The organism is Paraburkholderia sp. BL17N1, assembly GCF_003634175.1.
Taxonomy (GTDB): Bacteria; Pseudomonadota; Gammaproteobacteria; order Burkholderiales; family Burkholderiaceae; genus Paraburkholderia.
In genome coordinates this window covers 3,520,288-3,541,966 of sequence record NZ_RBIW01000001.1, presented here as the reverse complement: position 1 = coordinate 3,541,966, position 21,679 = coordinate 3,520,288, and the positions used below count along the sequence as shown (strand labels likewise).

Below are 21,679 nucleotides of genomic sequence, written 5' to 3'. Positions count from 1 at the left end.
TTTGCTTCGGTCCCGCGCCGCGTCCTTCACGGACGGCGCGGCGCGGGCCTGAGACGACGGCTTGAACTTTTTTATCGTGTCAGCTGTTTCAGGTAGAACAACGTCTGCACGCTCGGCAACACCTGCTGCAACACGCGGTTGAAGGTGGTCGATGCCGCGGTGCCCACATACACGACATCCAGCGGCTGCAGCTGGAATTGCGAGGACAGCATGATGGCGTCCGGCTGCGTCATGTCGAGGCGATACACGTCCGGCGTGGTCGGGTGATCCTTCATGCCGCGCATCACGAAGATCTGGCGCGGATTGGCGTCGGTATCGAGAATGCCGCCGCCTTGCGTGAGCGCGTCGGCGATCGTCATGCGGCCTTTGATGATCGGCAGCTGGATCGGCGTCTTCACTTCACCCATCACGAACACGCGGCTGTCGGTGCGGTCCGGTATGTTGATCACGTCGCCGTTCTGCAGCATCACGTTCTGCGTGGTGTCGCCGCGATCGAGCATGCGGTCGGCGTCGAGTATGTAGAGCTTGTTGTTGCGCGTGAGGCGCACGCGCTGAATGTCGGCGTCCGCGTTCGTGCCGCCCGAGCGTGTGATCGCGTCGACCAGCGTGAGCGGCACGTCGCTCATCGCGAGCGGGCCCGGCGTCTTCACTTCGCCGGTCACCTGCACTTTCTGGCCGCGATACGACAGCACGCGCACGTCGACCTGCGGATTGCGGATATAGCGCACGAGCCCGGTGCTCAACTGGTCGCGCACCTCGCCGACGGTTTTGCCGGCGGCCCGGATGCGGCCGACGAACGGGAAAAAGATCGTGCCGTCGGCCGCGATGGTCTGGCCGTAGGGATCGGCCTGGCCCGGCAGCGCGGCCGTGTACGGCTGCTGCAAGGCGCCGCCGATCGACTGCGTGGTGTTGCCGCCGGCGGACAAGGTACTGCCCTGCGGCGTGGTCAATTCAGGGTGGTCCCACACGGTGATGCCGAGAATGTCCTGCGGCGCGAGACGGTACACGTACTGTGACGGGTCGCTCAGGTTCGAAGGCGGCAGCACCTGGGTCTTCGCGGCGGCGGCTTGGGCCTGGGCGGTCACGACGGCGGCATCGATCACATGAACCGGATAGGTCTCGGCGGCCTGGCTGTCGTGCTGGCCGTCGTCTTTCAGACGGGACGTATCGAGGTAATTGCCAGGTGCGGTGGCGCAGGCTGACAGAAAGGACGTCAGCAAAAGCGTGGCGGCAAGATTCGACTTGAACTTCGTGGACTTGCCGTTCGCGAACGAGTGTGCAGCGGGTTTTTTCATCAGCATATTTTCTTCAGCCATCCCATGACCAGATGTTCGATGAGCACGAGACTCTCCCTATAAGCGGTTTCCGCACCGCCGTGCGGATCGGCGACGTCGGAATCCGCTTCCCACTTGCCGAGCGGATACACCTTGCCGCGCGAAGCCGGATCGAGCGCTTCGACGTCGCTCACCTGCGCGCGCTCGGTGACCAGCACCAGATCGGCGTTGCGCACGAGTTGCCGGTCGAGCCGCCGCGAGTAGTGAATGCCGGAGGCCACGCCCTGCTCGGCGAGCAGGCGTTGCATGACCGGGTCCATGGCGTGGCCGTTCATCGCCCGCAAGCCCGCCGAATGAAACGCGATCGGCGCCGCCTGCGAACGCGGCGCCGCGCGTTGCCGGGCCTTGAACAGCATTTCGGCGGCGGGCGAACGGCACACGTTTGCATGGCAGACGATCAGTACGTTGGCGAACATGGCGGGCTCCGTGATGAACGCTTGTCGGTGCGTGGGCGACGGATCAGCGGCCGGCTTCGGCCGTGTCCGCCGTTTGCGCTTGCGGCAAGCCGCTCGCGCCGAGCCTCGCCGGCGCGATGCGCAGCGCGTGCTGCCGGCCGATCGCGTGATACTCGATACCGAGTTCGAGCAGCGCCTCCGGTTCATACAGGTTGCGGCCGTCGAAAATCAGCGGCGTCTTGAGGATGCGCTTGAGCGAATCGAAGTCCGGGCTCTTGAACACCTTCCACTCGGTGAGGATCACCAGCGCGTCAGCGCCGGCGGCCGCGTCCATCTCTTCCTTCACGAATTCGAGGCGCGCGTGCTGTTGCGGCACGTCCTTCAGATCCAGCGCGAACACGCGCTTCGATTCGTCGACCGCGACCGGGTCGTACGCTTTCACGCGCGCGCCGCGGCGCAGCAGTTCGGCGATCAGCGGACGGCTCGGCGCTTCGCGCATGTCGTCGGTGTTCGGCTTGAATGCAAGGCCCCACACGCCGAACGTGCGATCCGACAGGTCTTCGCCCAGACGCGAGACGATCTTGTGCGCGAGCACCTTCTTCTGCGTATCGTTGACGGCTTCGACCGCTTCGAGAATGCGCAGATTCGCCTTGAAATCCGCGGCCGTGCGGATCAACGCCTGCACATCTTTCGGGAAGCACGAACCGCCATAGCCGCAACCGGCATACAGGAAGTCGTAGCCGATGCGCGGATCGGAGCCGATGCCGCGGCGCACGGCCTCGATATCCGCACCGACGCGGTCGGCCAGATTCGCGAGTTCGTTCATGTATGAGATACGGGTGGCGAGCATGGCATTGGCCGCGTATTTGGTGAATTCGGCCGAGCGCACGTCCATGTACAGCGTGCGTTCGCGATTGCGGTTGAACGGCGCGTAGAGGCGTTTCATCAGGTCGCGCGCTTTTTCGCCGGGCACGTCTTCGTCGCAACCGAGCACGATGCGATCGGGCCGCGTGAAGTCTTCCACCGCCGCGCCTTCTTTCAGGAACTCGGGATTCGACACCACGGAGAACATGTGCGCCGCGTTGCGTTCCGCGAGTTCGGCGGCGATCACTTCGCGCACGCGCGAGGCGGTGCCGACCGGCACCGTCGATTTGTCGACGATCACCTTGAAGCCCGTCATATGGCGGCCGATGTTGCGCGCGGCGGCGAGCACGTATTGCAGGTCGGCGGAGCCGTCTTCGTCGGACGGCGTGCCGACCGCGATGAACTGGATATCGCCGTGCGCGACGGCGGCTTCGACGTCGGTCGAGAACTTCAGGCGGCCGGCCTTGCGATTGCGCGCGATGATTTCCTGCAGACCCGGTTCATGGATCGGCACGCCGCCGTTGTTGAGCACGTCGATCTTGCGCTGATCGACGTCGAGACAGAACACATCGTGGCCAATGTCGGCCAGACATGCGCCCGTCACGAGGCCTACGTAGCCACTACCGATGATCGTCAGGTTCATGTGTTACACCTCGCAAAATGGAGTTGATTGAGGAACGGGCTTAGTAAGCGTTGCTGCCCACGAAACCCTTCCACAGCGTCAGCACGACGATCTTGATGTCGAGCCAGAAGGTCCAGTGCTGCATGTAGTACAGATCGAGCTTGACGCGGCCCATCATCTTTTCGATGCGGTCGGTTTCGCCGCGATAGCCGTTGATCTGCGCCCATCCGGTAATGCCCGGCTTGATCCGGTAGCGGTGCATGTAGCCCTTCACCAGATCCTTGTAGATGTCGTCATGCTCGAGCGCATGCGGACGCGGACCCACCACCGACATCTCGCCGCGCAGCACATTGATGAACTGCGGCAACTCGTCGAGACTGGTACGCCGCAGGAACGCGCCGACCGCCGTGATGCGCGGATCGCGCCGCGTGGCCTGGGTGATCCTGCCGTGCTCTTCCTTGTGCACCTTCATCGAGCGGAACTTGTAGATCTCGAACTGATTGCCGTCGATGCCCTTGCGCTTCTGCCGGAAGAACACGGGGCCCGGCGAGCTGATCTTCACCGCGGCGGCGATCACCAGCATGACCGGCGCGAGCGCGGTCAATGCGGCCAGCGCGAACAGACGATCGAAAACGCGCTTGGGCAGCACGCGCAGATCGGTGATCGGCGAGGCGGCCAGGTTGATCGCCGGCACGCCAAGCAGATCGACCATCGGCTGATTGAAGAGCGTCAGGCTGCGCACGTCCGGAATAAAGCGGATGTTCACGAAGTCGTTGCGCAGATCCATCACGAAGCGATGGATCGCTTTCTCCTTCGAAATCGGCAGCGCCAGCCACAGTTCGCGAATCGCGCGCTGGCGCACGAGCTGCAGCATGCGCTGATAGTCGCGCTCGACCGGCACGCCTTCGATCGCCTCGCCCGCATCCGGGTCTTCATAGTGATTGATCGTGCTGTCTTCATCGAACACCACGACCGGCGAGAAACCCGCGTCCGGACGGCTGCGCATCTGCTGGATCAGAAAGCGCCCGTACGGCGCGCCGCCGACGATCGCCACCGCGCGCTGATTGAAGCCTTCGCGGCGCAGTCCGCGCAGAATCGAATAGACGATCACCTTGGTGACGATCAGCAGCACGATCGTGGCCATGGCCCAATAGACGAGCCACAGTCGCGACAGGCTGTCCGAACGGTGCAGGCTGAAACTGATCAGCACGCCGGTGACTTCCACCAGCAGCCAGCCACCCCCTACGCGGCACAGCAGGTCGTAGAGCGGCTTGCCGCGCCACGATTGATAGATCCCGAGCGCCGGGAAAAACACCACCACCAACAGGCAGTCGAACGCGAGCGAGACGCTTTGCATATCGTCCAGCCACACGACTTTCCCGCTGTGCACGGCCGCCGCGATGGCGGCGCCGAGCGCGACCATGGCGATGTCGATGATTCTCGATAGAACGCTCAGCATGCGCTGCCCCTCAGTTCGTCAGTCAAGTGCCATCCGCTGGTTGGTTGAAATGCAGTCCGGCAACGGGCCGCACAACGCCGGTAACCGCGTCATGCAAATCCATGCGCGACGCGTAACTGTTTGAACCGGTGCTAATTGCCCTTCTGTTTCCCGTCCGAAAAAACTGCCTGAGCAGCCGAATGGGAAACCTGTGTCGGAATGAGTGAATACCCTTGTTCAGGTATAGATAAAGCGATATTAAAATTCCCACTGCAAGAGCGCAAAATATCTCAAATTGTATCGGTCAATGTTTCGGCATTTTTTCTGAATTTTGTTCGGCAATTATTACCGAATCCGCCCTTTCACAGGCGTCCTGCGAGCCTTTACCTAAGCCGATCTTGCACTTTGAGCGCGCTTTCCTGCGAAGCTTGTGCATCTTCCTCCGCCATCATTCTGACGCATGGACCGCGGTAAAAAAATGGTCCGCTATTTTTTTCGGGTAATTTTTCTTTTTTAAAAATTATCCGGACATTTTTTCTTCACGAAATGGAGAAACGAATTAGGCGTTTTATATAGTTTCTATTTAACGCGCTTTTATTGATTCCAAAGTTCGTGATAAAACTTGACGCATTCACCCAGCCTCGAGGAGTCCATCATGACAGCTCCGGTTACGGCAACGCCCGCCGACACCCGGTCCACGCAAGTCAAGTCCCTGAACGTCAAGCTCAAGGTTCATCCCGTGATTCTGGCGGGCGGCTCCGGCACGCGGTTGTGGCCGATGTCGCGCGAACAGCACCCGAAACAGTTGATCGGGCTGCTCGGCGACGATTCGCTGCTGCAGTCCACCACGCGCCGTCTCGAAGGACTCGAGGCAGGCTATCCGCTCACCGAGCAACTCGTCGTGGTAGCCAACGAAGAACAGCGCTTCACCACCGCCGAGCAGTTGCGCACGAGCGGCAAGCCAACCCGGCTGATTCTCGAACCCGTCGGCCGCGATACCGCGCCGGCGCTCACGGTGGCCGCCCTCTCGGTCGCCGCGCAGGACGAAGACGGCATCATGGTCGTGATGCCCGCCGATCATGCGGTCACCGACATCGACGGATTTCATGCGGCCGTGGCCGCCGGCGTGCAGCATGCAGCGGCCGGCCATATCGTCACGATGGGTATCGTGCCGACGCGCGCGGAAACGGGCTATGGCTACATCCGCATCGGCGCGGCGCTTGGCACGACTAATCACACGCAAGAGGCCGGCGCGGAAGTGACCGGCAAGGTCGGCGCGCACAAGCTCGATCGCTTTGTCGAGAAGCCGCATCTGGAACTGGCGCAGCGCTATATCGAATCGAAGGAGTACTGGTGGAATAGCGGCATCTTCATCATGCGCGCGTCCACGTGGCTGAAGGCGATCCGCCATTTCCAGCCGGCCATTTACGAAGCCTGCAATGCTGCGTTTGCGGGCGGCAAGGCGGACGGCGACTTCTTCCGTCTGCAGCGCGACGCGTTCAGCGCTTCGCCGTCGAATTCGATCGACTATGCGGTGATGGAGCAGCTCGGCAACGATCAAGGCGCGGCCTCGGGCGTGGTCGTGCCGTTGCAGGCAGGCTGGTCCGACGTGGGTTCGTGGGACGCGATCTGGGATATCTCGGACAAGGACGCCGATCAGAACGTGGGGCGAGGACGCGTGATGTTCGAAGGCGCGGCTTCGACCTTCGCGCATTCGGAAGGACGCCTGATTGCCTGTGTGGGCACCCAGGATCTCGTGGTGGTGGAAACGGCCGACGCCATTCTGGTCGCCGACAAGTCGCGCGTGCAGGACGTCAAGAAGATCGTGGGCCGGATTCGCAACGACGGCGGGCTGGAAGCGGCCAACCATCGCAAGGTGCATCGCCCGTGGGGCAACTACGATTCCGTCGACACGGGCGAGCGCTTCCAGGTCAAACGGATCGTGGTGAAACCGGGTGCGCGGCTCTCGCTGCAAATGCATCATCACCGCGCCGAACATTGGATCGTCGTGCGCGGTACGGCGCTCGTCACACGCGGTGAAGAGCGCTTTATCGTCTCTGAAAACGAATCGGCCTATATTCCGCTGGGTGTCACCCACCGCCTCGAGAATCCGGGCAAGATGCCGCTCGAAATGATCGAGGTCCAGTCCGGCTCGTATCTCGGCGAAGACGATATCGTGCGCTTCGACGATACCTACGGACGCCAGTAACGCGAGTGAATGAGGGGCGTCGGCGAACGGCGTCCTTCTTACAACACCAGTGAATCACAGCGAATGTCACAACGAATGAAGCGGGAACCTGCGGCGGTTGCTCCTACCGGCCGCGGGGAACTGCTGTGCTAGCCGCCGCGCTCACCCCGCGTGGGAGATGAGTTCTGTGTACGACGGGTAGCGATCGGACGCACTGCTCTCGGTCGCTGCGGTGGCAGCGGCCGGTTCGCCCGGATAGCGGCGCAACGGACCGCGGAACGCGTTGAGCGGTCCATGCAACGGCGCGCCGTGATTGGCCGCGACCGGCTCGGGCACATGGCGCAAGGCTGGCAACGGACGCGCCGCGACGGGCGCCGGATTCGCCGGAACATGAGCCGCTGCCTGAACCCCGGCGGCGGATTGCTGCGCAGCCGCCAACGTGAGGCATTCGCGGTCGATCCATTGCCGCGCCCAGTCGAGCGCGTATTGCTCCGCCGCTTCACTTTGCTCAAAGCGCGGGCCGACGAGGCCGGAACGCTCGACGCGTTTGCCGTCCTTCATGATTTCCGCCCACGCCCGATACATGGCGTTCGGCACCGGCTCGGCCGCGATGTAAATCACGTAGCCGCTCCGATCGGCGATTTCCGTGCCGCGTGGCGCGAGGCTCATCGACAGCGGGTTGCGCCGATCGTCAGGCGCGGATGTGCCGCGCGCCGACACGATGGCCGAATTCAGACCATGCATGGCCGCACCGACCGCGCGCGCCTCGTCCGGACGCGGCAAGCCCGTCCGCACAACGTGCCGTGCGGGTGCTGCGACGGGTGCGGCTGGCGGACGAGATACCGGCGGCGCATGCGTGACGCCGGACAGCTGCCGCGTCATGTCGGCAATCGGATCGGCCGAACGCCAGTTGCCCAGGCTGCTCGACACGCCACCGGGCGCCTGCCATGACTCGGGGCTTCTCCAGGACACGCCACGCAGATGCTCGTCGCGCAGGCTGGGCGATTCCGCTACCGGTGCCGCGGGTTTGGCCGCGACGGGCGGCGCCGGTTGGGGGACGTACGCAAAGGTGCGCCCGGTTTGCGATAACAGCCGAACCATCTCGAGAAGCGTGCCGTTCAATTGCCACTCTTCAAAACGGCGCCGGCAAGTCGGACCCGACGGATAGCGCCCGGGCAGTTTCGACCAGGGTTCACCGGTTGTCAGAATCCACAGGACGGCATTCGCCACGATGCGCGGTTCGGCGCGGGGCCGGCCGCGTCGGTTTAGACGGACGGCCGGCTCATCTGAAACAAGCGCTGCCAGCAGCGCCCATTCGTCATTGCTTAGCTCATCGAAAAACATTGGGTTTTCTCCACGCAGCCTGGCCAGGCCGCGGCTTTGGACTGCCACGGATTCAACTTTCACGACCCGTGTGCAGGCCTCGGTTGCACAAATATGTTTTGTACGTTTTGTTGGCTGGTCATAACCGCCCCGACTTAGTGCGGCTTGTCCCTATTGCGAAGCACAAAACGTGGTCTCACTCGTGCATGGGAGAATTTGTGCACGAAGCATACCATCACCAGGGTTTGCGTGAATATGAATGAGACAAGTGTTACGGATAGAAACAATCTTGTCCTTTTTGCTGCGTCTTTCCTCGCAATTCCGTCACAAAAGTCCCGTCGCTTCCAGTAGAAAAGTGACGCTATTGCAGCGCACAACACGCAGGCATGGCGACGAATAACGTTTATGAATCCGCGGTTCGTCCGTGACGAGATTTCAATGCATTTTGGCTCGGCTTGAGCCGATCGATTGATGCGCCGCAAGCAGCATCGATCAATCTATGTGCAGTGCATCAACGGCAAGGAAATCGCGTGGTGTGAGGGACACAGGAGCGCCAGGCAAGCGACGTGTTTGGTCGCTCGCCACTTCGCCGATACAACCGGACGGCCGTGCGTTCAGCGCACGGGTTTTGCCGCGCCCTCGCCCACCACCGTCGTCCATTCACGCACGCGCCAGCGCGTCACGAGACCGGCGAGTACATACGGATCGGCCTTGACAAAGGCTTCGGCGGCAGCGGTAGAGTCACCTTGAAAGAGCAGGACAGCAGTATCCGTGGGTTCGGCCAGCGCGCCGGCCAGCAACAACTCGCCGCGCTCGACGGCCGCCCACGCCAGCTTCAGATGCGCATCGCGGTACGCTGGCCGCCGTTCGAGGTAGTCGGACACCAGGTCGTACGTCAACAGATAGTGCATAACGAGCCTCCTTGGCCGGTGTGAGAGCGGACCAGTCGCGCAATCGACGGCATGCCTTCTGGTCGATATTACCCATATGTTGGGCAGTGGATTTTTTTGCCGAATTACAATTCAATTGCATGTGCAGCAATGCGCAAAGCATGCTCGAATTTTTTCATCGATCTCACGGAATTGTTTAGTGCTAATTCGCTTGAATTCACTTTACGCATTTAATCTGGAATGCATAACATAATTCCATGTGGCGCCATTCGCGTTTTTATCCGCCAATCCGCCGCCAGTCCCCGTCACGTAAGGGAAAACGAGTGTCGGGCACTGTCAACCGGATTGCGTTTCCAGCCGTTCTCGCAGACAGCATTTGCCATAATGAACGTGCCGAGGGTCCTGGATACCGTTGACGCCCGCGCGCATGAACGACCAAAAACGTTTTCACCACCGATGGAGTGTCACATGAAAATCCAATCCGCTATCGCAACGCTGGTGCTGGGTGCCGTCCTCGTTTCTTCGCCGGTGTTCGCAGATAATAGCCAGCAAACCAAAATGGCCGACTGTAACAAGCAGGCCGGCGACAAGAAGGGCGACGACCGCAAGGCGTTCATGAAAACCTGCCTGTCCGCGAAACCGGCCGCCGCTGCCCCAATGAGCCAGCAGGACAAAATGAAGGCGTGCAACACGCAAGCCACCGGCAAAAAGGGCGACGACCGCAAGGCGTTCATGAAGACCTGCCTGTCGTCGGCACCGGCTAATTAAACATGGCGAACCGGCGTCGCGCGTCAAGCGCGGCGCCTGAGCGTACTCCGCTCGAACACAGCGATGCTGTTGTCCAGCGCTCGCTTAGCGCGTCCCGCCCCTTCCCGCGCAGTCCACCCGCCCGAACCCGCCATTTTTCTTCTATGATGGCTGCGGAGACGGCCCACCCCCATACAACATTAGACGGGCCGCCATCTTGTCGTTGGTGCTGCAGAGCATCCATCGGAGGCAAGGATGGTATCGAAGCATAAAAACCGCTGGTTGAGGCGGTGGCTGGTCGTCATCATATTCTGGGCGGTGCCCGTGGCGATCGTGGCGGTGAGCGAGATCCGGGAGGAAATGGCGTACAACGCCGTCGACCTCGACCGTGCGCTGACCAGCTGGACTTTCACCGAAGCGCAGCGTGCCGCCGGCGCCCCCGCGCGCTGCCACGGCAAGCCCGACGAAGCGCAAGCGGCGGGCTGTCCGGCCGATGTGCTGGCCGCCAACGCGCCGCGTCAGCAGGACGCCCGCAATGAATACAGTGTGCGCCGCTCCACGCTGATGGCCTATCTCTGGCACGCCTTCGTCGGCTACTGGATCGTGCCGGCCGTGACGCTGTTTCTGCTTGGCGTGCTGATCGGCATGGTGCGCCGCGCGCTGCGGCGTCCGCCGGCGGTCAAGAGTCCGGCGAACCACGGTTGAGCGCGCCGCGATCGGTAGGCCGAATGCAGGGCGATGTGCGGCGTCACGACAACACTTTCAATTCCGTTTCAAAGCCGGTTCGCACGGCGCAAAATCGGTAAAAACGAATGGTCGAAGCGGTGGCCGTTCCGCTCCTATTGGCTTTAGCGAAACCCGGCGCGATTCACGCGAACCCGTTCAACGCGCGCTATGCGCAGCTTCAATGCGCCCTGCGCCGCCGGTCAAAATTACGGCATGGTGTCTTACGATTTGCCCGAAAGCCCCGCTGCACAAGGCTTTTGGCCTGACGAGGAAGTGCGCCTTTTGGGCTTGCGTGTGATATAACTCAAAAGCAACCTGGCTAAACAGATAAGGTTGCGCCCCGGAACCATGACGGAGAAAAACGATGCAAAGACGAAACTTCATGCTGAAGACTACCGCTGCGCTCGCTTTCGGAGGCCTTGCACTCGCTGGTTGTACGACCAATAAAGGCAATCCCGATACCCCCGCCACCGACTCAGCCAAACGCCAGTCGATCGACGCTAGCGTCGACGGCACCATGTCGCGGCTCTACACGACCGTGAAGGGTTCGCACGAACTGGTCTCGAAGGCGCGTGGCGTTCTGGTGTTCCCTTCGGTGTTGCAGGTGGGCTTCGTGGTCGGCGGACAGTATGGCGAAGGTTCGCTGCGCGTAGGCGGCGGCACGGTCGGTTACTACAGCACGATTTCCGGTTCGTTCGGCCTGCAGGCAGGCGCGCAGTCGAAGGCGATCATCTTCCTGTTCATGACGCAGGATGCGCTGGACAAATTCCGCAATGCCGATGGCTGGTCGGCGGGCGGCGACGCGTCCGTCGCGCTGATCAAGATGGGCGCCAACGGCGCGATCGACACCACCACGGCCACCGCGCCGGTCGAAGTGATCGTGCTGACCAACGCCGGTCTGATGGCCGATGTATCGCTGCAAGGCACCAAGGTTTCGCGTCTGAAGATCTAACCGACGCGCGAGCCGTTGGCCAGTCTGCGGGGTGTGCGTCTGATCCGCCGGGTTCCGTGAGCAGCGGTGGCCGTATCAGACGCAATCCTGCGCAGCCTGCCTTTGCAACCTCAGCAACGTGGCATGCGCCGCGCCGGCGAGCTTTTGTGGACTGCACGCGGGCCGCGTCCATGATGACCGCCGGCGCCTGTTGCAACGCCCCGATCGTCTTAAGTCGTGCGCCAACGAAAAACGGCGATGCGCATCCCGCATCGCCGCTCTTTTTTCACCCTGCCGGGCGAGCCGGATCGCTTCCGTTCAGCTTCCCGACGTATCGATCACCTTAAAGCGCGAACGCTTCTGCGCACGAATCACCATCTGGTAAGCATCCACATATTCTTGCGCCATGCGGCGCGAGGTGAAGCGCTCTTCGAAGCGCTGCCGCACGCCCGCGCGCGGCATCTTGTGCAGACGATTGACCGCCGCCACTGCGCCGATTTCGTCTTCGACGATATAACCCGTCAAGCCGTCTTCCAGCACTTCCGGGACCGAGCCGCGATTGAACGCAATCACCGGCGTGCCGCATGCCATTGCTTCGATCATCACGAGGCCGAACGGCTCCGGCCAGTCGATCGGAAATAGCAGCGCGTGCGCGCCGGACAGGAATTCGGCCTTCTGGTGATCCGCGATCTCGCCGATAAACTCCACGTGGGGCAAGTCCAGCAACGGCCGGATGTCGCGCTCGAAGTATTCGCGATCGGCGGCATCCACTTTCGCGGCGATGCGAATCGGCAGGCCGCAACGGCCCGCAATCCGGATCGCGGTATCGACACGTTTTTCCGGCGAGATCCGGCCGAGAAACGCGAGGTACTTCTGCTCGACTGGCTGCGGCGTGTAGAGTTGCTCAGGCAAGCCGTGATAGACGGTGGTCAGCCACTTGGCCTGCGGTAGCGGATGCCGCTGCGAATTCGAAATCGAGATCACCGGCGCGGTGTTGAACGTGTCGAACACCGGCTGCTGCTCGGGCAAATCGAGGCGGCCGTGCATGGTGGTGACAAACGGCGTGTCCTGGCGCTTGAAGACCGAGAACGAGTAGTAGTCGAGGTGAAAATGCAGAACGTCGAAATCCTCGGCCTGGCGGCGCACCAGTTCCATCAACAGCATATGGGGCGCCACGCGGTCGCGAATGCCGGGATCGAGGCGCAGCGCGCGCGGCCAGACGGCTTCGAGCTTCGCACTCGTAACGGAGTCGCCGCTCGCGAACAACGTCACGTCATGTCCAAGATCGACCAGCGCTTCGGTGATGTACGACACGACGCGCTCCGTGCCGCCATATAGCTTCGGCGGCACCGATTCGGTCAAAGGGGCGATCTGCGCAATCTTCATATATTGTCTCCGTAAGCTGACGGCTTGCGCCTCGAGGCGGTGCGCGCCAGCGGCGCTGAGTATGACAGCGCCGATACCTCCGATCAATGCAACGGCCCGAGCCGGCCGCGTGCACCACCGGCATCGAAGCATTATTCACTACGGCACAACAAAAAGCCCCTTGTCTTGCATTTCCTCGGCGCTGTTACATTCAGCTTACATCCGGCTCGGCGCGCACACGGCGTCTCGTGCTTAGCGCGCGGGCCATTTCCAAGCCGGCAGATCGCGATCGTCTGCATCGGTAATGCGAGTTGCGCCGAACTGCTTCTCCAGCACGATCGACTGACTCGTCTCTTCGCGTTCGAGCGCTGCGATCAAACGCGCGGCGTGCGACACCACCAGCACCTGCGAATGCGCGGCAGCTCGCGCGATCAGGCGCGCGAGCGCCGGCAGCAGGTCCGGATGCAGGCTCGTCTCCGGTTCGTTCAGCACCAGCAATTCGGGCGGACGCGGCGTCAGCAAGGCCGCGACCAGCAGCAGATAACGCAAGGTGCCGTCGGACAACTCCGCGCCTTTCAGCGGCCGCAGCAGGCCGTGCTGTTGCATCGTCACTTCGAAGCGGCCGTCCTGGGTCGCAACCTCGAGGCGCGAACCGGGGAAGGCGTCGTCGATGGCGGCGTCCAGCGCGACCGGGTCGCCGATCTCGCGGATGGTCTGCAAGGCAGCGGCGAGATCCGCGCCGTCGTTCGCGAGCACGGGCGTGTGCGTGCCGATCTGCGGCAGACGCGCGGGCGCATCGGCGTCGGTGCGGAAGTGGTCGTAGAAGCGCCACGAGCGGATCTGTTCACGCACCGTGATCATCTCCGGCGCGGTGCGCGGGTCGGAGAACTCCGTCATCATGCTGTCGAAGCTGGCGACCGGTTGTGGAATGGTCTGCCAGTCGCCCTGCTCGTCGCGTGTGCGCAGCGCCGGGCCTTGGCGATCGACCAGCAGGGCCGACGGCCGCAGCACGGGCCCGCTCCAGATGCATTCGCGTTTGATGGTGGGATCGAGCGGAAAGCGCGTGGCGCGATTGACGAGCGGCAGACCGAGATCGATCGCATAGCCGAATTGAGCGCCGGAAAACCCGAGCCGCAGACTGACCGGCTCCTTGCGGCGCAGCGGTTCAACCGCGAACTCGCCCGCCAGCACGGCCCGCGAAAAGCGCTCAGGACCGGCCCATAGCGTCGACGGCAAACCGCCCTCGCGCGCGAGCGAAGTAATCAACCCGCCGCGCGCCGCTTCGGACAGCAGCCGCAGCGAGCGATACACGCTCGACTTGCCGCTGCCGTTTGCACCTGTGATCACGTTCAGCCTGCCGAGCGGCACGATCAACTCGCGCAACGAGCGATAGCCCGCAATTGCCAGAGTGGTCAGCATGCGCCGGCCCGACATTCAGTCGCGCAGGCGCGCGCGTCCCTCAGTCCTGCCGCACCTGAACACGCGCTCACGCCGCCGTTCCCGAAGCCGGACAAACACTGGTCGACACGCCCCATTACTTATGGCCGCCGCCGTTGCCCGGCTTCCGCGCCGGCACGCTGCGCAGATCGCGCAGGAAGGTGTCGCGCCACACGCCGAGATCGTTCTTGCGCAGCGCCTCCATGTTGATCTCGTGACGCCGCTGACGCGCGTCGAGCGGCATCTGCAACGCGCGCTGCAGCGCTTCGCACATGCCGATCGCATCATGCGGATTGACCAGCAGCGCGCCGGTCAGCTCCGCCGCGGCGCCCGCGAAAATCGACAGCACCAGCACGCCGGGGTCGTCGGGATTCTGCGCGGCGACGTATTCCTTCGCCACCAGATTCATGCCGTCGTGCAGCGGCGTGACGAAACCGATCTGCGATTCGCGGAACAGCGACATCAGCTTCCAGCGGTCGTACTGCTGGTTCAAATAGCGGATCGGCGTGTAGTCGAGCCCCGAGTAGCGGCCATTGATGCGCCCTGCCTCGTACTCCAGATCCTGGCGAATCTTCTGATAGGTGGCGACGTCCGAGCGGGTCGGCGGCGCGATCTGCACCAGCGTGACGTTGCCACGCCATTCCGGCGAGCGCTCCAGCAGATGCTCGAACGCGCGGAAGCGCTCGACGAGACCCTTCGAGTAATCGAGCCGGTCGACGCTCATGATCAGCTTGCGCCCTTCCAGGCTCTGCTTCAGGTCGAGCACGTGCTGACGGCTTTCGTAGCGCTTCGCCTGCTCGGCGATTTCGTCCGGGAACACGCCGATCCGGTACACGCCCGTGCGCAGCTTGCGGCCGAATGCTTCGACCACGCCGTCCGCGCCCACGGTGCCGCGCGCGTGGCGCGTGACGTAGTCCTTGAAGGCGAGTTCGTCGGTCGCGGTCTGAAAGCCCAGCAGGTCATAGCACGACAGCGACTTCACCAGCTCTTCATGCGGCGGAATGTTGAGCAGGATCTGCGGCGCGGGAAACGGAATGTGCAGGAAGAAGCCGATGCGATTCGTGACGCCCTCGTTGCGCAGCGCCTCGGCGAACGGGATCAGATGGTAGTCGTGAATCCAGATCACGTCGTCGGGTTCAAGCAGCTTGATCAGCTTGTGCGCGAGCCACGCGTTGACGCGCCGGTAGCCCGCGTACTCTTCGCGCTCGTAGCGCGCGAGGTCGTTGCGGTAGTGGAATACCGGCCACAGCGTTGCGTTCGAGAAGCCGCGATAGTACTGGTCGTAGTCCTTGCGCGTCAGACCGACGGTCGCGAAGGTCACCGCGCCGTCCTGCTCCAGCGTGGGGCCCGCGTTGGCGACGGTCTCGCTGACCACGTCGCCGCTCCAGCCGAACCACACGCCTCCGGCATCCTTCAGCGCGCCGAATACGCCGACGGCGAGGCCGCCGGCCGAGCCCCTGGTTTCCGTCGGCGTTGCGACGCGATTCGACACGACGATGAGTCGGCCCATATTGCATGTCCTCCTTGGTTCGCGCGGCGCGCTCCGTGCCTTCGCAGGTGCTCGAAGTGTCTCGCGCCCGGTTGCGCGTCGAGAACCCAAACACATGAAGCACGCGGCGCCGCGCCGGATTCGTGAGTGAGTGGACGGTTCGACTGTTTTGGTGCCCGATCAGTTGCATCTATCGGCACCGCGACCTCAAGATTTGCCGCTTCTCGCCGTCAAACTTTTTCCTTCACCGGCCCCGGCGCGCCGACCGCCGACGGCCGTCCCGCGCGGCTTGCCACCGGATCGGCCTCGGTATGCGCGGCGGTGCTGCCGGCCGGCGTTTGCGTGCCGCGCGGCACCCAGTCGAGTGGTGCGCCCTTGCCGGTTTCGAGTTCCGCCGACACTTCCGCGCGCGCCCGCGGCAGGTACTGCGGATAGTGCTGTTGAATGAAGTCGAGCAGACCTTCGCGCACCCGGCAGCGCAAATCCCAGTTCAGGCCGGAGTCGAGCGAACTGACGAGCGCGCGCAATTGCATGGAGCGCTCGGTGCCGTCCGTGACCTGCAACACCTGCACGCGGCGGTCCCACTCGGGCGCGTCCTCGACGATGCGCGCGAGTTCCTCGCGCAACGGCGCTAGCGGCATGCGGTAATCGACGTACAGAAACACCGTGCCGATGATCTGCGAACTGCTGCGGGTCCAGTTGGAAAACGGGTTTTCGATAAACCACTGCAGCGGCACGATCAGCCGCCGCTGATCCCACAGACGCACCGACACATACGTGCCGGTGATTTCCTCGATACGCCCCCACTCGCCCTGGATCACGACGACGTCGTCGAGACGGATAGGCTGGGATAGCGCGATCTGCAAGCCGGCGATCAGATTGCCGAGCACCGGCCGCGCCGCAATACCGGCGACCAAGCCGGCCACGCCCGCGGACGCCAGCAGGCTCGCGCCGATCTGCCGGACGCTCGGAAACGTCATCAACGCGCCGCCCACGCCGATGATCACGATCACGAACATCACCGAACGGGCCAGCACGCGCGCCTGCGTATGAATACGGCGAGCCTGCAGGTTGTCGGCGGTGTCGAGGGGATGGGCCTGAATGATCGCCTCGCCGATCGCCGCCGCCGAGCGCACGGACAGCCACGTCATTCCGCCGATCAGCGTAATCGCGACGGCGTCGCGCAGCGGCGTGATGAAGGTCAGCGTGTCAGGCGCTTCCCACCATACGGCCTCCAGCGCGAGGATCACGAGCACGAACAGCGAAGGCTTGTCGATGTAGCGCAGCACGACGCTCGTCAGCGGATAAGGCCGCGCGAGCCGCGTCACGATGCGCGCGCCGATCCGATGGATGCCCACGGCCAGCACCATCGCGATGACGGAGACGAGCAACGCGCCGACCCACGTATGCAGCGGCGCTTCGGCCATGCGGCTGAGGTCGTCGAGAGTTGGCATGAAAGGGATTTTCCTCCTGGCTTGGGTGGGGAACAGAACCCGCGCGGAACGGGCGCATGACCCGCGAGCCTCGAACACGGCTTCGGTGTTGCGTGACGAGCAAGAAGGCCGACGGCGCCGTCGGCGAAGCGTCCGGCGTTGAAGCAGGCGCGAGGCGACCGACTGCGCGCCGTCGCGGACTGCCTGTAGACATCTTAGGTCGTTCGTCTGCGCGAGCGCGGAAAGGTGCCGGAAACCCGCCGTTTCTGCAAACCGACGGCCACGGTTCAGACCGTTTTCAAGCGGCCTTCGAAGAAGCCCCAAGCGGAATTCCGGCCGCTGAAACCGGAAACACGCCCGCAGGCTGAACGCCCGACGCGCCCGCCACGGGGCGCGCGAGGCATGTCAGCCGTGATTCAGTTCACAATCAACTACCGCTCTTGCAGGGAAACGCCTTGCCGAGTCCCAGCGAGATCGCCGTGCTGGCGTTGTAGCCCGCGACGTTCGGATTCTCGGCAATATACTTGCGCACCGCGTCGGTCAACTGCGCCGAGCGCGCGTCCTGCGGCAAGCAGAAGTACTGGCCGACACGCGGACCCGTCGTGCCGCCGATCGCGTCGATGGTATTGAAGATGCCGTCAGCGGCGCCTTCGATATAAGCGGCGCACGCGCTACGCGATGCCACATCCGTCTTGGTGCACAGCTTGTTGAGGTCGCCTCCCGTAAACGCGGCTGCCGATAGCGGTACGGCGAGCGCGCTGGCGAAAATCAAAGCCCGCAGCATGGTGTTCCTTTCCAGGGTCGTTTATCAGGCGGTCTTTCGCCGCGTCCGAACGGCACGCCCAGGCGGCGCGCCAAAGTCGTCATTCTGCACTGTTTTGCGAAGCGCAAGCGTGTGCGGCCGCGCTATCTTCAGGCACTTTTTACTGCAATGCATGGCGGCGGCCGCTGCGCCGGTATTTTTGCGCTTTGGCGGTTGTAGGGGTGCTGCTCTCCCAGCGGCGCCCGAGCCGCCGGTGGACCCAACTGGCCCGTGCCAGGCGTTGAAGCGGCCGGCACACCCTCTCTGCCCGTCAACCGCCGACCCGCACCGCCGCGCTCATCACTTCTGTTGCATCTGCTGCAGGCGCGCGGTCAGCCCTTCGACCACGTCCGGCTCCTTGTACGTCTTGGCAAAATCGAGCGCCGTCAGGCCGATCTGGTTCTTCACCGTCAGATCCGCGCCGTTGTCGAGCAGCAACTTCACCGTCGACACGTGGCCGCCGCGCGCGGCCATCATCAGCGGCGTCGTGCCGTTCGGCGAGCCGGCGTCGACGTAGGCCGAATGGTCGAGCAGCACCTTGACGATATCGTCGTGCCCGTTCGCCGCCGCGTAGTGCAGCGGCGCCCAGCCCTTCTTGTTCACCTCGGCGTCTTTTGCGATCAGCAGGTTGACGAAGTCGAGGTCGCCGTTCAGCGCAGCCATCATCATCGCGTTCTCGCCGGCTTTGTCCTGAATCTCGATGTTCGTTTTCGGATTGGCAACCAGCGCGGCGCCGACCTTGTCCGATTTCTCGCGCGCGGCCAGCACCAGCAGCGGCATGCCCTGGTTATCCACGCTGTTCGGGTCCATGCCCTTGGCGAGCAGCTTGTTGACGCCGTCGACGTCGTCGAACTTGACCGACTTGATCAGCGAATCGATCGGCGCAGCCTGAGCCGGCGACACCACCAACGAAGTCAGCGCGGCACAGGCCAGCGCGGCCGCGAACGCGACGCGCGAGGCGCCACGCCGTGCGGATGCCAGCGCCCCATGCGCCGCTGAAACGTCCTGATTCTCTGCAATCGACATCGAAATTTCTCTCATATTTAACTTTAGGAAACGTCCCTATCCTTTTGACAATGATCGACTTTACATCTCACGCGCCAGCCGGCGCGGGGATCTTGAAAAGGCGAAAGAAGTTCTGCGTGGTCGCGGCGGCCAGCGCCGTTTCCGGCGTCTCGCGTTGCTGCGCGATGAACCGTCCGACATAACTCACGTACGCAGGTTCATTTGGCTTGCCGCGATACGGCACCGGCGCGAGGTACGGCGAGTCGGTTTCGATCAGCAAACGCTCCAGCGGCACGCGTCGCGCGACGTCCTGCACGTCGGTCGCGCTCTTGAACGTGACGATGCCCGACAGCGAGATGTAAAAATTCTGCGCCAGCGCCTGTTCGGCGACGGCCCACGGTTCCGTAAAGCAATGCATCACGCCGCCCGGCTCGCCCGCGCGCTCCTCGGCCATGATGCGCAGCGTGTCTTCCGACGACGAGCGCGTATGGATGATCAGCGGCTTGCCCGTAGCATGCGCCGCGCGGATATGCGTGCGAAAGCGCTCGCGCTGCCATTCCATGTCGGCGATCGAGCGGCCTTCCAGCCGGTAATAGTCGAGCCCCGTCTCGCCGATCGCGACCACCTTCGGATGCGCGGCCAGTTCGACCAGTTCGGCAAGGCTCGGCTCGCGCATGTCCTCGTGATCCGGATGCACGCCGACCGACGCGTACACGTTCTCGTACCGGTTGGCGATATCCAGCACCGACGGCAGCGTTTCCAGATCGACGGAAACGCACAGCGCATGCGTGACCGAATGGCTGCGCATATTTTCGAGCACCTGCGGCAGGCGGTCGGCGAGTCCTTCGAAGTTGATATGGCAGTGCGAGTCGACAAACATGGTGATGTCCTGCTTAAGAAGTGCTCGAAGTAAATCAGGCGGCGGCTGCGGCGGAGTCCAGGCGTTTGCCGAGAATCACCAGATCGCGCTCCACGCCGTCCAGCACGGCCACGCGCGGCAACGAGCCCCACGTGTCGAAACCGAAGCTGCGGAACAGGCGCAGGCTCGCCTCATTGTGGCCGAAGATAAAGCCGAGCACGGAGTCGATGCCGAGCGCCGGCGCCGCCGCCAGCGAAGCCGCGAGCAATTGCTTGCCAAGGCCGCGGCCACGCGCGCTTTCGTCGAGATAGATGCTGACTTCGGCGGTGCGTTGATAAGCGGGACGGCCGTAGAAATCCGAAAAGCTCAGCCACGCGATCACGCGGCCCGGTTGTTGCGCGTCGTCCACTACCCACAGTGGCCGCTTTTGCGGACCGTGCGCGTGAAACCAGCCCAACCGGCTTTCGACGCTGACGGGTTCGAGATCCGCCGTAACCTGCCGCGACGGCACAGTCGAGTTGTAGATGGCGACGATCGCGGGCAGATCGTCGAGCGTGGCATCGCGGTAGGAAAGGCTCATGGTGCGTTGAACTTGGAGGGAAGGCCAATACGGGAAGAAAGTTGGACCGGCGTCGTCGGCCTGGTGCGGTAAAGCGCTGCAAAGCGCGCCCGCCGCTACCGGCGCACCTCGCGGACAGGTCTTAGGCGAACAACTCGCGATAACCGATAAACAGTTCCTCGAACACCAGCCGCGCATTCAGCGGATGGTTCTCGACGGCGCGCTGGCGCGTCACGATGCGCATGAAGCGCGCGAACGCGCTGGCGTCGGCCTGCGACGCGCAACGCGTTAGCGCCGCCGACGCCTGGGGAAAATAACGTGGCGCACCCGCCGTGCGCTGCGCCAGCAGATCGTACATCCAGCGTTGCAGCCAGCCTAGCACCAGCGGCACGGGCAGCTTCTGCAACGCCTCGCCGCACGCGAAGGCATCGCAATCGGGGCCGGCGGCGAGTTGCCTGAGCGTCCAGTCGCGCAGCGTGCGGTTTTCGTCGCTGGCGAGCGCGAGCGCGGTGAGTGGCGCGCCGCCGGCTTCGGCGAGCAGCGCGGGCGCTTCGGCCACGCCTTGCGCGGCGAGCCATTTCGTCGCCACGTCGGGCGCGGGCACGGTCATCGGCCACTGGCGGCAGCGGCTGATGATAGTGGGCAGCAGGCGGTCGATGCGCGCCGACACCATCAGGAACACGACGCCCGCCGGCGGTTCTTCGAGTGTCTTCAGGAGCGCGTTGGCCGCGGCGATGTTCAGCCCTTCCGCCGGATACAGCACGACCACACGCGCGCCGCCGCGATGCGAACCCACGCCGACGAAGTCGAGCAGGCCGCGAACCTGCTCGATCTTGATTTCCTTGCTGGGCGCGCGGGTCTTCTTGCCTTCGTCGGCGTCGGCCTTGTCGGCTTTTTCGACTGCGGCGTTGTTCAGGCCGGCTTCGGCGGCGAGCGCCTCGGGCACGACGATCCGGTAGTCCGGATGATTGCCCTGCGCGAACCAGTTGCAGGCCACGCATGCGCCGCACGGCTCGCCGTTCGGCTGTTGCGCCTCGCACAGCAGACCTTGCGCAAGATGCTGCGCAAAGCGCAGCTTGCCGATGCCGGCCTGTCCATGCAGCAACAGGGCGTGCGGCCAGTGGCCGCGCAGCTGCTGCAGGCGGTTCCAGTCATCGGCTTGCCACGGATAAATCATCGTTTCTCTTTTTTAAATCAAGCTATTGCAGAGTTTTTTTGAGGTGCAACGCGAACTCTGCACAGTGTTATAAGGCAAGGCTATATTCTTTTTAA

Annotated in this window: 19 protein-coding genes; 4 read left to right on the top strand and 15 right to left on the bottom strand. The window is 63.3% G+C overall.

The annotated features are described in order from the left end of the window. Nucleotides 1-71 precede the first annotated feature (71 nt). Genes B0G82_RS16000 through B0G82_RS15985 form a run of 4 tightly spaced genes read right to left on the bottom strand, consistent with a single transcriptional unit; the run spans nt 72 to nt 4,674 of the window. Nucleotides 72-1,295: a polysaccharide biosynthesis/export family protein gene (locus tag B0G82_RS16000; RefSeq protein ID WP_116148449.1), complete on the bottom strand. Its 1,224-nt coding sequence runs from the start codon at nt 1,293-1,295 to the stop codon at nt 72-74. Further along, complete coding sequence (locus B0G82_RS15995) at nt 1,295-1,750, bottom strand: exopolysaccharide biosynthesis protein (protein ID WP_106281153.1); 456 nt, start codon at nt 1,748-1,750, stop codon at nt 1,295-1,297. Before B0G82_RS15995 ends, B0G82_RS16000 begins: the two co-directional genes overlap by 1 nt. 43 nt (nt 1,751-1,793) lie before the next feature. Next, nucleotides 1,794-3,236 carry a UDP-glucose/GDP-mannose dehydrogenase family protein gene (locus B0G82_RS15990; RefSeq protein ID WP_116141298.1) on the bottom strand — a complete coding sequence of 481 codons (1,443 nt, stop codon included), beginning with the start codon at nt 3,234-3,236 and terminating at the stop codon, nt 1,794-1,796. Nucleotides 3,237-3,276: 40 nt separating this feature from the next. Next, nucleotides 3,277-4,674 carry an undecaprenyl-phosphate glucose phosphotransferase gene (locus tag B0G82_RS15985; RefSeq protein ID WP_121307913.1) on the bottom strand — a complete coding sequence of 466 codons (1,398 nt, stop codon included), beginning with the start codon at nt 4,672-4,674 and terminating at the stop codon, nt 3,277-3,279. A 634-nt stretch (nt 4,675-5,308) separates the two neighbouring features. Here B0G82_RS15985 and B0G82_RS15980 point away from each other — a divergent pair. Beyond that, the gene (locus B0G82_RS15980) at nt 5,309-6,862 is read left to right on the top strand and encodes a mannose-1-phosphate guanylyltransferase/mannose-6-phosphate isomerase (RefSeq protein ID WP_116141297.1); all 1,554 of its coding nucleotides are present in this window, start codon (nt 5,309-5,311) and stop codon (nt 6,860-6,862) included. 141 nt (nt 6,863-7,003) lie between these two features. On the opposite strand, the gene B0G82_RS15975 is transcribed toward B0G82_RS15980, so the two are convergent. Both B0G82_RS15975 and B0G82_RS15970 read right to left on the bottom strand, forming a co-directional pair. Beyond that, a complete protein-coding gene (locus tag B0G82_RS15975) occupies nt 7,004-8,185 on the bottom strand; it encodes a transposase (RefSeq protein ID WP_121307912.1) in 1,182 nt (393 codons plus the stop codon). A gap of 593 nt (nt 8,186-8,778) precedes the next feature. After that, nucleotides 8,779-9,075 (bottom strand): YciI-like protein, encoded by a 297-nt coding sequence (locus tag B0G82_RS15970; protein WP_116141293.1) that lies wholly within the window; start codon nt 9,073-9,075, stop codon nt 8,779-8,781. A gap of 447 nt (nt 9,076-9,522) precedes the next feature. On the opposite strand from B0G82_RS15970, the gene B0G82_RS15965 reads away from it, so the two are divergent. The 3 genes from B0G82_RS15965 to B0G82_RS15955 all read left to right on the top strand — a co-directional run bounded on the left by B0G82_RS15965 (nt 9,523) and on the right by B0G82_RS15955 (nt 11,479). Next, the gene (locus B0G82_RS15965) at nt 9,523-9,822 is read left to right on the top strand and encodes a PsiF family protein (protein ID WP_106281143.1); all 300 of its coding nucleotides are present in this window, start codon (nt 9,523-9,525) and stop codon (nt 9,820-9,822) included. Nucleotides 9,823-10,056: 234 nt separating this feature from the next. Then, on the top strand, nt 10,057-10,506 hold the full coding sequence (locus B0G82_RS15960) for a hypothetical protein (protein WP_121307911.1): 450 nt from the start codon (nt 10,057-10,059) through the stop codon (nt 10,504-10,506). A gap of 385 nt (nt 10,507-10,891) precedes the next feature. Then, entirely contained in the window at nt 10,892-11,479 is a 588-nt protein-coding gene (locus B0G82_RS15955) for a YSC84-related protein (RefSeq protein WP_116141289.1), read from the top strand. Nucleotides 11,480-11,776: 297 nt separating this feature from the next. On the opposite strand, the gene B0G82_RS15950 is transcribed toward B0G82_RS15955, so the two are convergent. The 9 genes from B0G82_RS15950 to B0G82_RS15910 form a co-directional block, all read right to left on the bottom strand. Further along, nucleotides 11,777-12,844, bottom strand: a complete 1,068-nt coding sequence (locus B0G82_RS15950) for a glycosyltransferase family 4 protein (RefSeq protein WP_121307910.1) — start codon at nt 12,842-12,844, stop codon at nt 11,777-11,779. A gap of 231 nt (nt 12,845-13,075) precedes the next feature. Continuing rightward, nucleotides 13,076-14,242: an AAA family ATPase gene (locus tag B0G82_RS15945; protein WP_121308719.1), complete on the bottom strand. Its 1,167-nt coding sequence runs from the start codon at nt 14,240-14,242 to the stop codon at nt 13,076-13,078. A 115-nt stretch (nt 14,243-14,357) separates the two neighbouring features. Then, the gene (gene otsA, locus B0G82_RS15940; protein WP_116141286.1) at nt 14,358-15,770 is read right to left on the bottom strand and encodes an alpha,alpha-trehalose-phosphate synthase (UDP-forming); all 1,413 of its coding nucleotides are present in this window, start codon (nt 15,768-15,770) and stop codon (nt 14,358-14,360) included. 209 nt (nt 15,771-15,979) lie between these two features. Further along, on the bottom strand, nt 15,980-17,203 hold the full coding sequence (locus tag B0G82_RS15935; RefSeq protein ID WP_121307909.1) for a mechanosensitive ion channel domain-containing protein: 1,224 nt from the start codon (nt 17,201-17,203) through the stop codon (nt 15,980-15,982). A 406-nt stretch (nt 17,204-17,609) separates the two neighbouring features. Continuing rightward, a complete protein-coding gene (locus B0G82_RS15930; protein ID WP_012432952.1) occupies nt 17,610-17,966 on the bottom strand; it encodes a Rap1a/Tai family immunity protein in 357 nt (118 codons plus the stop codon). 318 nt (nt 17,967-18,284) lie between these two features. Continuing rightward, nucleotides 18,285-19,025 (bottom strand): ankyrin repeat domain-containing protein, encoded by a 741-nt coding sequence (locus tag B0G82_RS15925; protein WP_116141282.1) that lies wholly within the window; start codon nt 19,023-19,025, stop codon nt 18,285-18,287. A gap of 52 nt (nt 19,026-19,077) precedes the next feature. Then, on the bottom strand, nt 19,078-19,869 hold the full coding sequence (locus B0G82_RS15920; protein ID WP_121307908.1) for a TatD family hydrolase: 792 nt from the start codon (nt 19,867-19,869) through the stop codon (nt 19,078-19,080). Nucleotides 19,870-19,903: 34 nt separating this feature from the next. Next, entirely contained in the window at nt 19,904-20,428 is a 525-nt protein-coding gene (locus B0G82_RS15915) for a GNAT family N-acetyltransferase (RefSeq protein ID WP_121307907.1), read from the bottom strand. Between the two features lie 121 nt (nt 20,429-20,549). Then, the gene (locus B0G82_RS15910; RefSeq protein WP_121307906.1) at nt 20,550-21,584 is read right to left on the bottom strand and encodes a DNA polymerase III subunit delta'; all 1,035 of its coding nucleotides are present in this window, start codon (nt 21,582-21,584) and stop codon (nt 20,550-20,552) included. Nucleotides 21,585-21,679 lie beyond the last annotated feature (95 nt).

Coding starts and splice junctions, on each gene's coding strand:
- B0G82_RS15970 (WP_116141293.1), bottom strand. CDS start 9,075: ATGCACTATCTGTTGACGTACGACCTGGTGTCCGACTACCTCGAACGG.
- B0G82_RS15990 (WP_116141298.1), bottom strand. CDS start 3,236: ATGAACCTGACGATCATCGGTAGTGGCTACGTAGGCCTCGTGACGGGC.
- B0G82_RS15915 (WP_121307907.1), bottom strand. CDS start 20,428: ATGAGCCTTTCCTACCGCGATGCCACGCTCGACGATCTGCCCGCGATC.
- B0G82_RS15980 (WP_116141297.1), top strand. CDS start 5,309: ATGACAGCTCCGGTTACGGCAACGCCCGCCGACACCCGGTCCACGCAA.
- B0G82_RS15995 (WP_106281153.1), bottom strand. CDS start 1,750: ATGTTCGCCAACGTACTGATCGTCTGCCATGCAAACGTGTGCCGTTCG.
- B0G82_RS15950 (WP_121307910.1), bottom strand. CDS start 12,844: ATGAAGATTGCGCAGATCGCCCCTTTGACCGAATCGGTGCCGCCGAAG.
- B0G82_RS15955 (WP_116141289.1), top strand. CDS start 10,892: ATGCAAAGACGAAACTTCATGCTGAAGACTACCGCTGCGCTCGCTTTC.
- B0G82_RS15935 (WP_121307909.1), bottom strand. CDS start 17,203: ATGCCAACTCTCGACGACCTCAGCCGCATGGCCGAAGCGCCGCTGCAT.
- B0G82_RS15930 (WP_012432952.1), bottom strand. CDS start 17,966: ATGCTGCGGGCTTTGATTTTCGCCAGCGCGCTCGCCGTACCGCTATCG.
- B0G82_RS15965 (WP_106281143.1), top strand. CDS start 9,523: ATGAAAATCCAATCCGCTATCGCAACGCTGGTGCTGGGTGCCGTCCTC.
- B0G82_RS15920 (WP_121307908.1), bottom strand. CDS start 19,869: ATGTTTGTCGACTCGCACTGCCATATCAACTTCGAAGGACTCGCCGAC.
- B0G82_RS16000 (WP_116148449.1), bottom strand. CDS start 1,295: ATGAAAAAACCCGCTGCACACTCGTTCGCGAACGGCAAGTCCACGAAG.
- otsA (WP_116141286.1), bottom strand. CDS start 15,770: ATGGGCCGACTCATCGTCGTGTCGAATCGCGTCGCAACGCCGACGGAA.
- B0G82_RS15985 (WP_121307913.1), bottom strand. CDS start 4,674: ATGCTGAGCGTTCTATCGAGAATCATCGACATCGCCATGGTCGCGCTC.
- B0G82_RS15945 (WP_121308719.1), bottom strand. CDS start 14,242: ATGCTGACCACTCTGGCAATTGCGGGCTATCGCTCGTTGCGCGAGTTG.
- B0G82_RS15910 (WP_121307906.1), bottom strand. CDS start 21,584: ATGATTTATCCGTGGCAAGCCGATGACTGGAACCGCCTGCAGCAGCTG.
- B0G82_RS15925 (WP_116141282.1), bottom strand. CDS start 19,025: ATGAGAGAAATTTCGATGTCGATTGCAGAGAATCAGGACGTTTCAGCG.
- B0G82_RS15960 (WP_121307911.1), top strand. CDS start 10,057: ATGGTATCGAAGCATAAAAACCGCTGGTTGAGGCGGTGGCTGGTCGTC.
- B0G82_RS15975 (WP_121307912.1), bottom strand. CDS start 8,185: ATGTTTTTCGATGAGCTAAGCAATGACGAATGGGCGCTGCTGGCAGCG.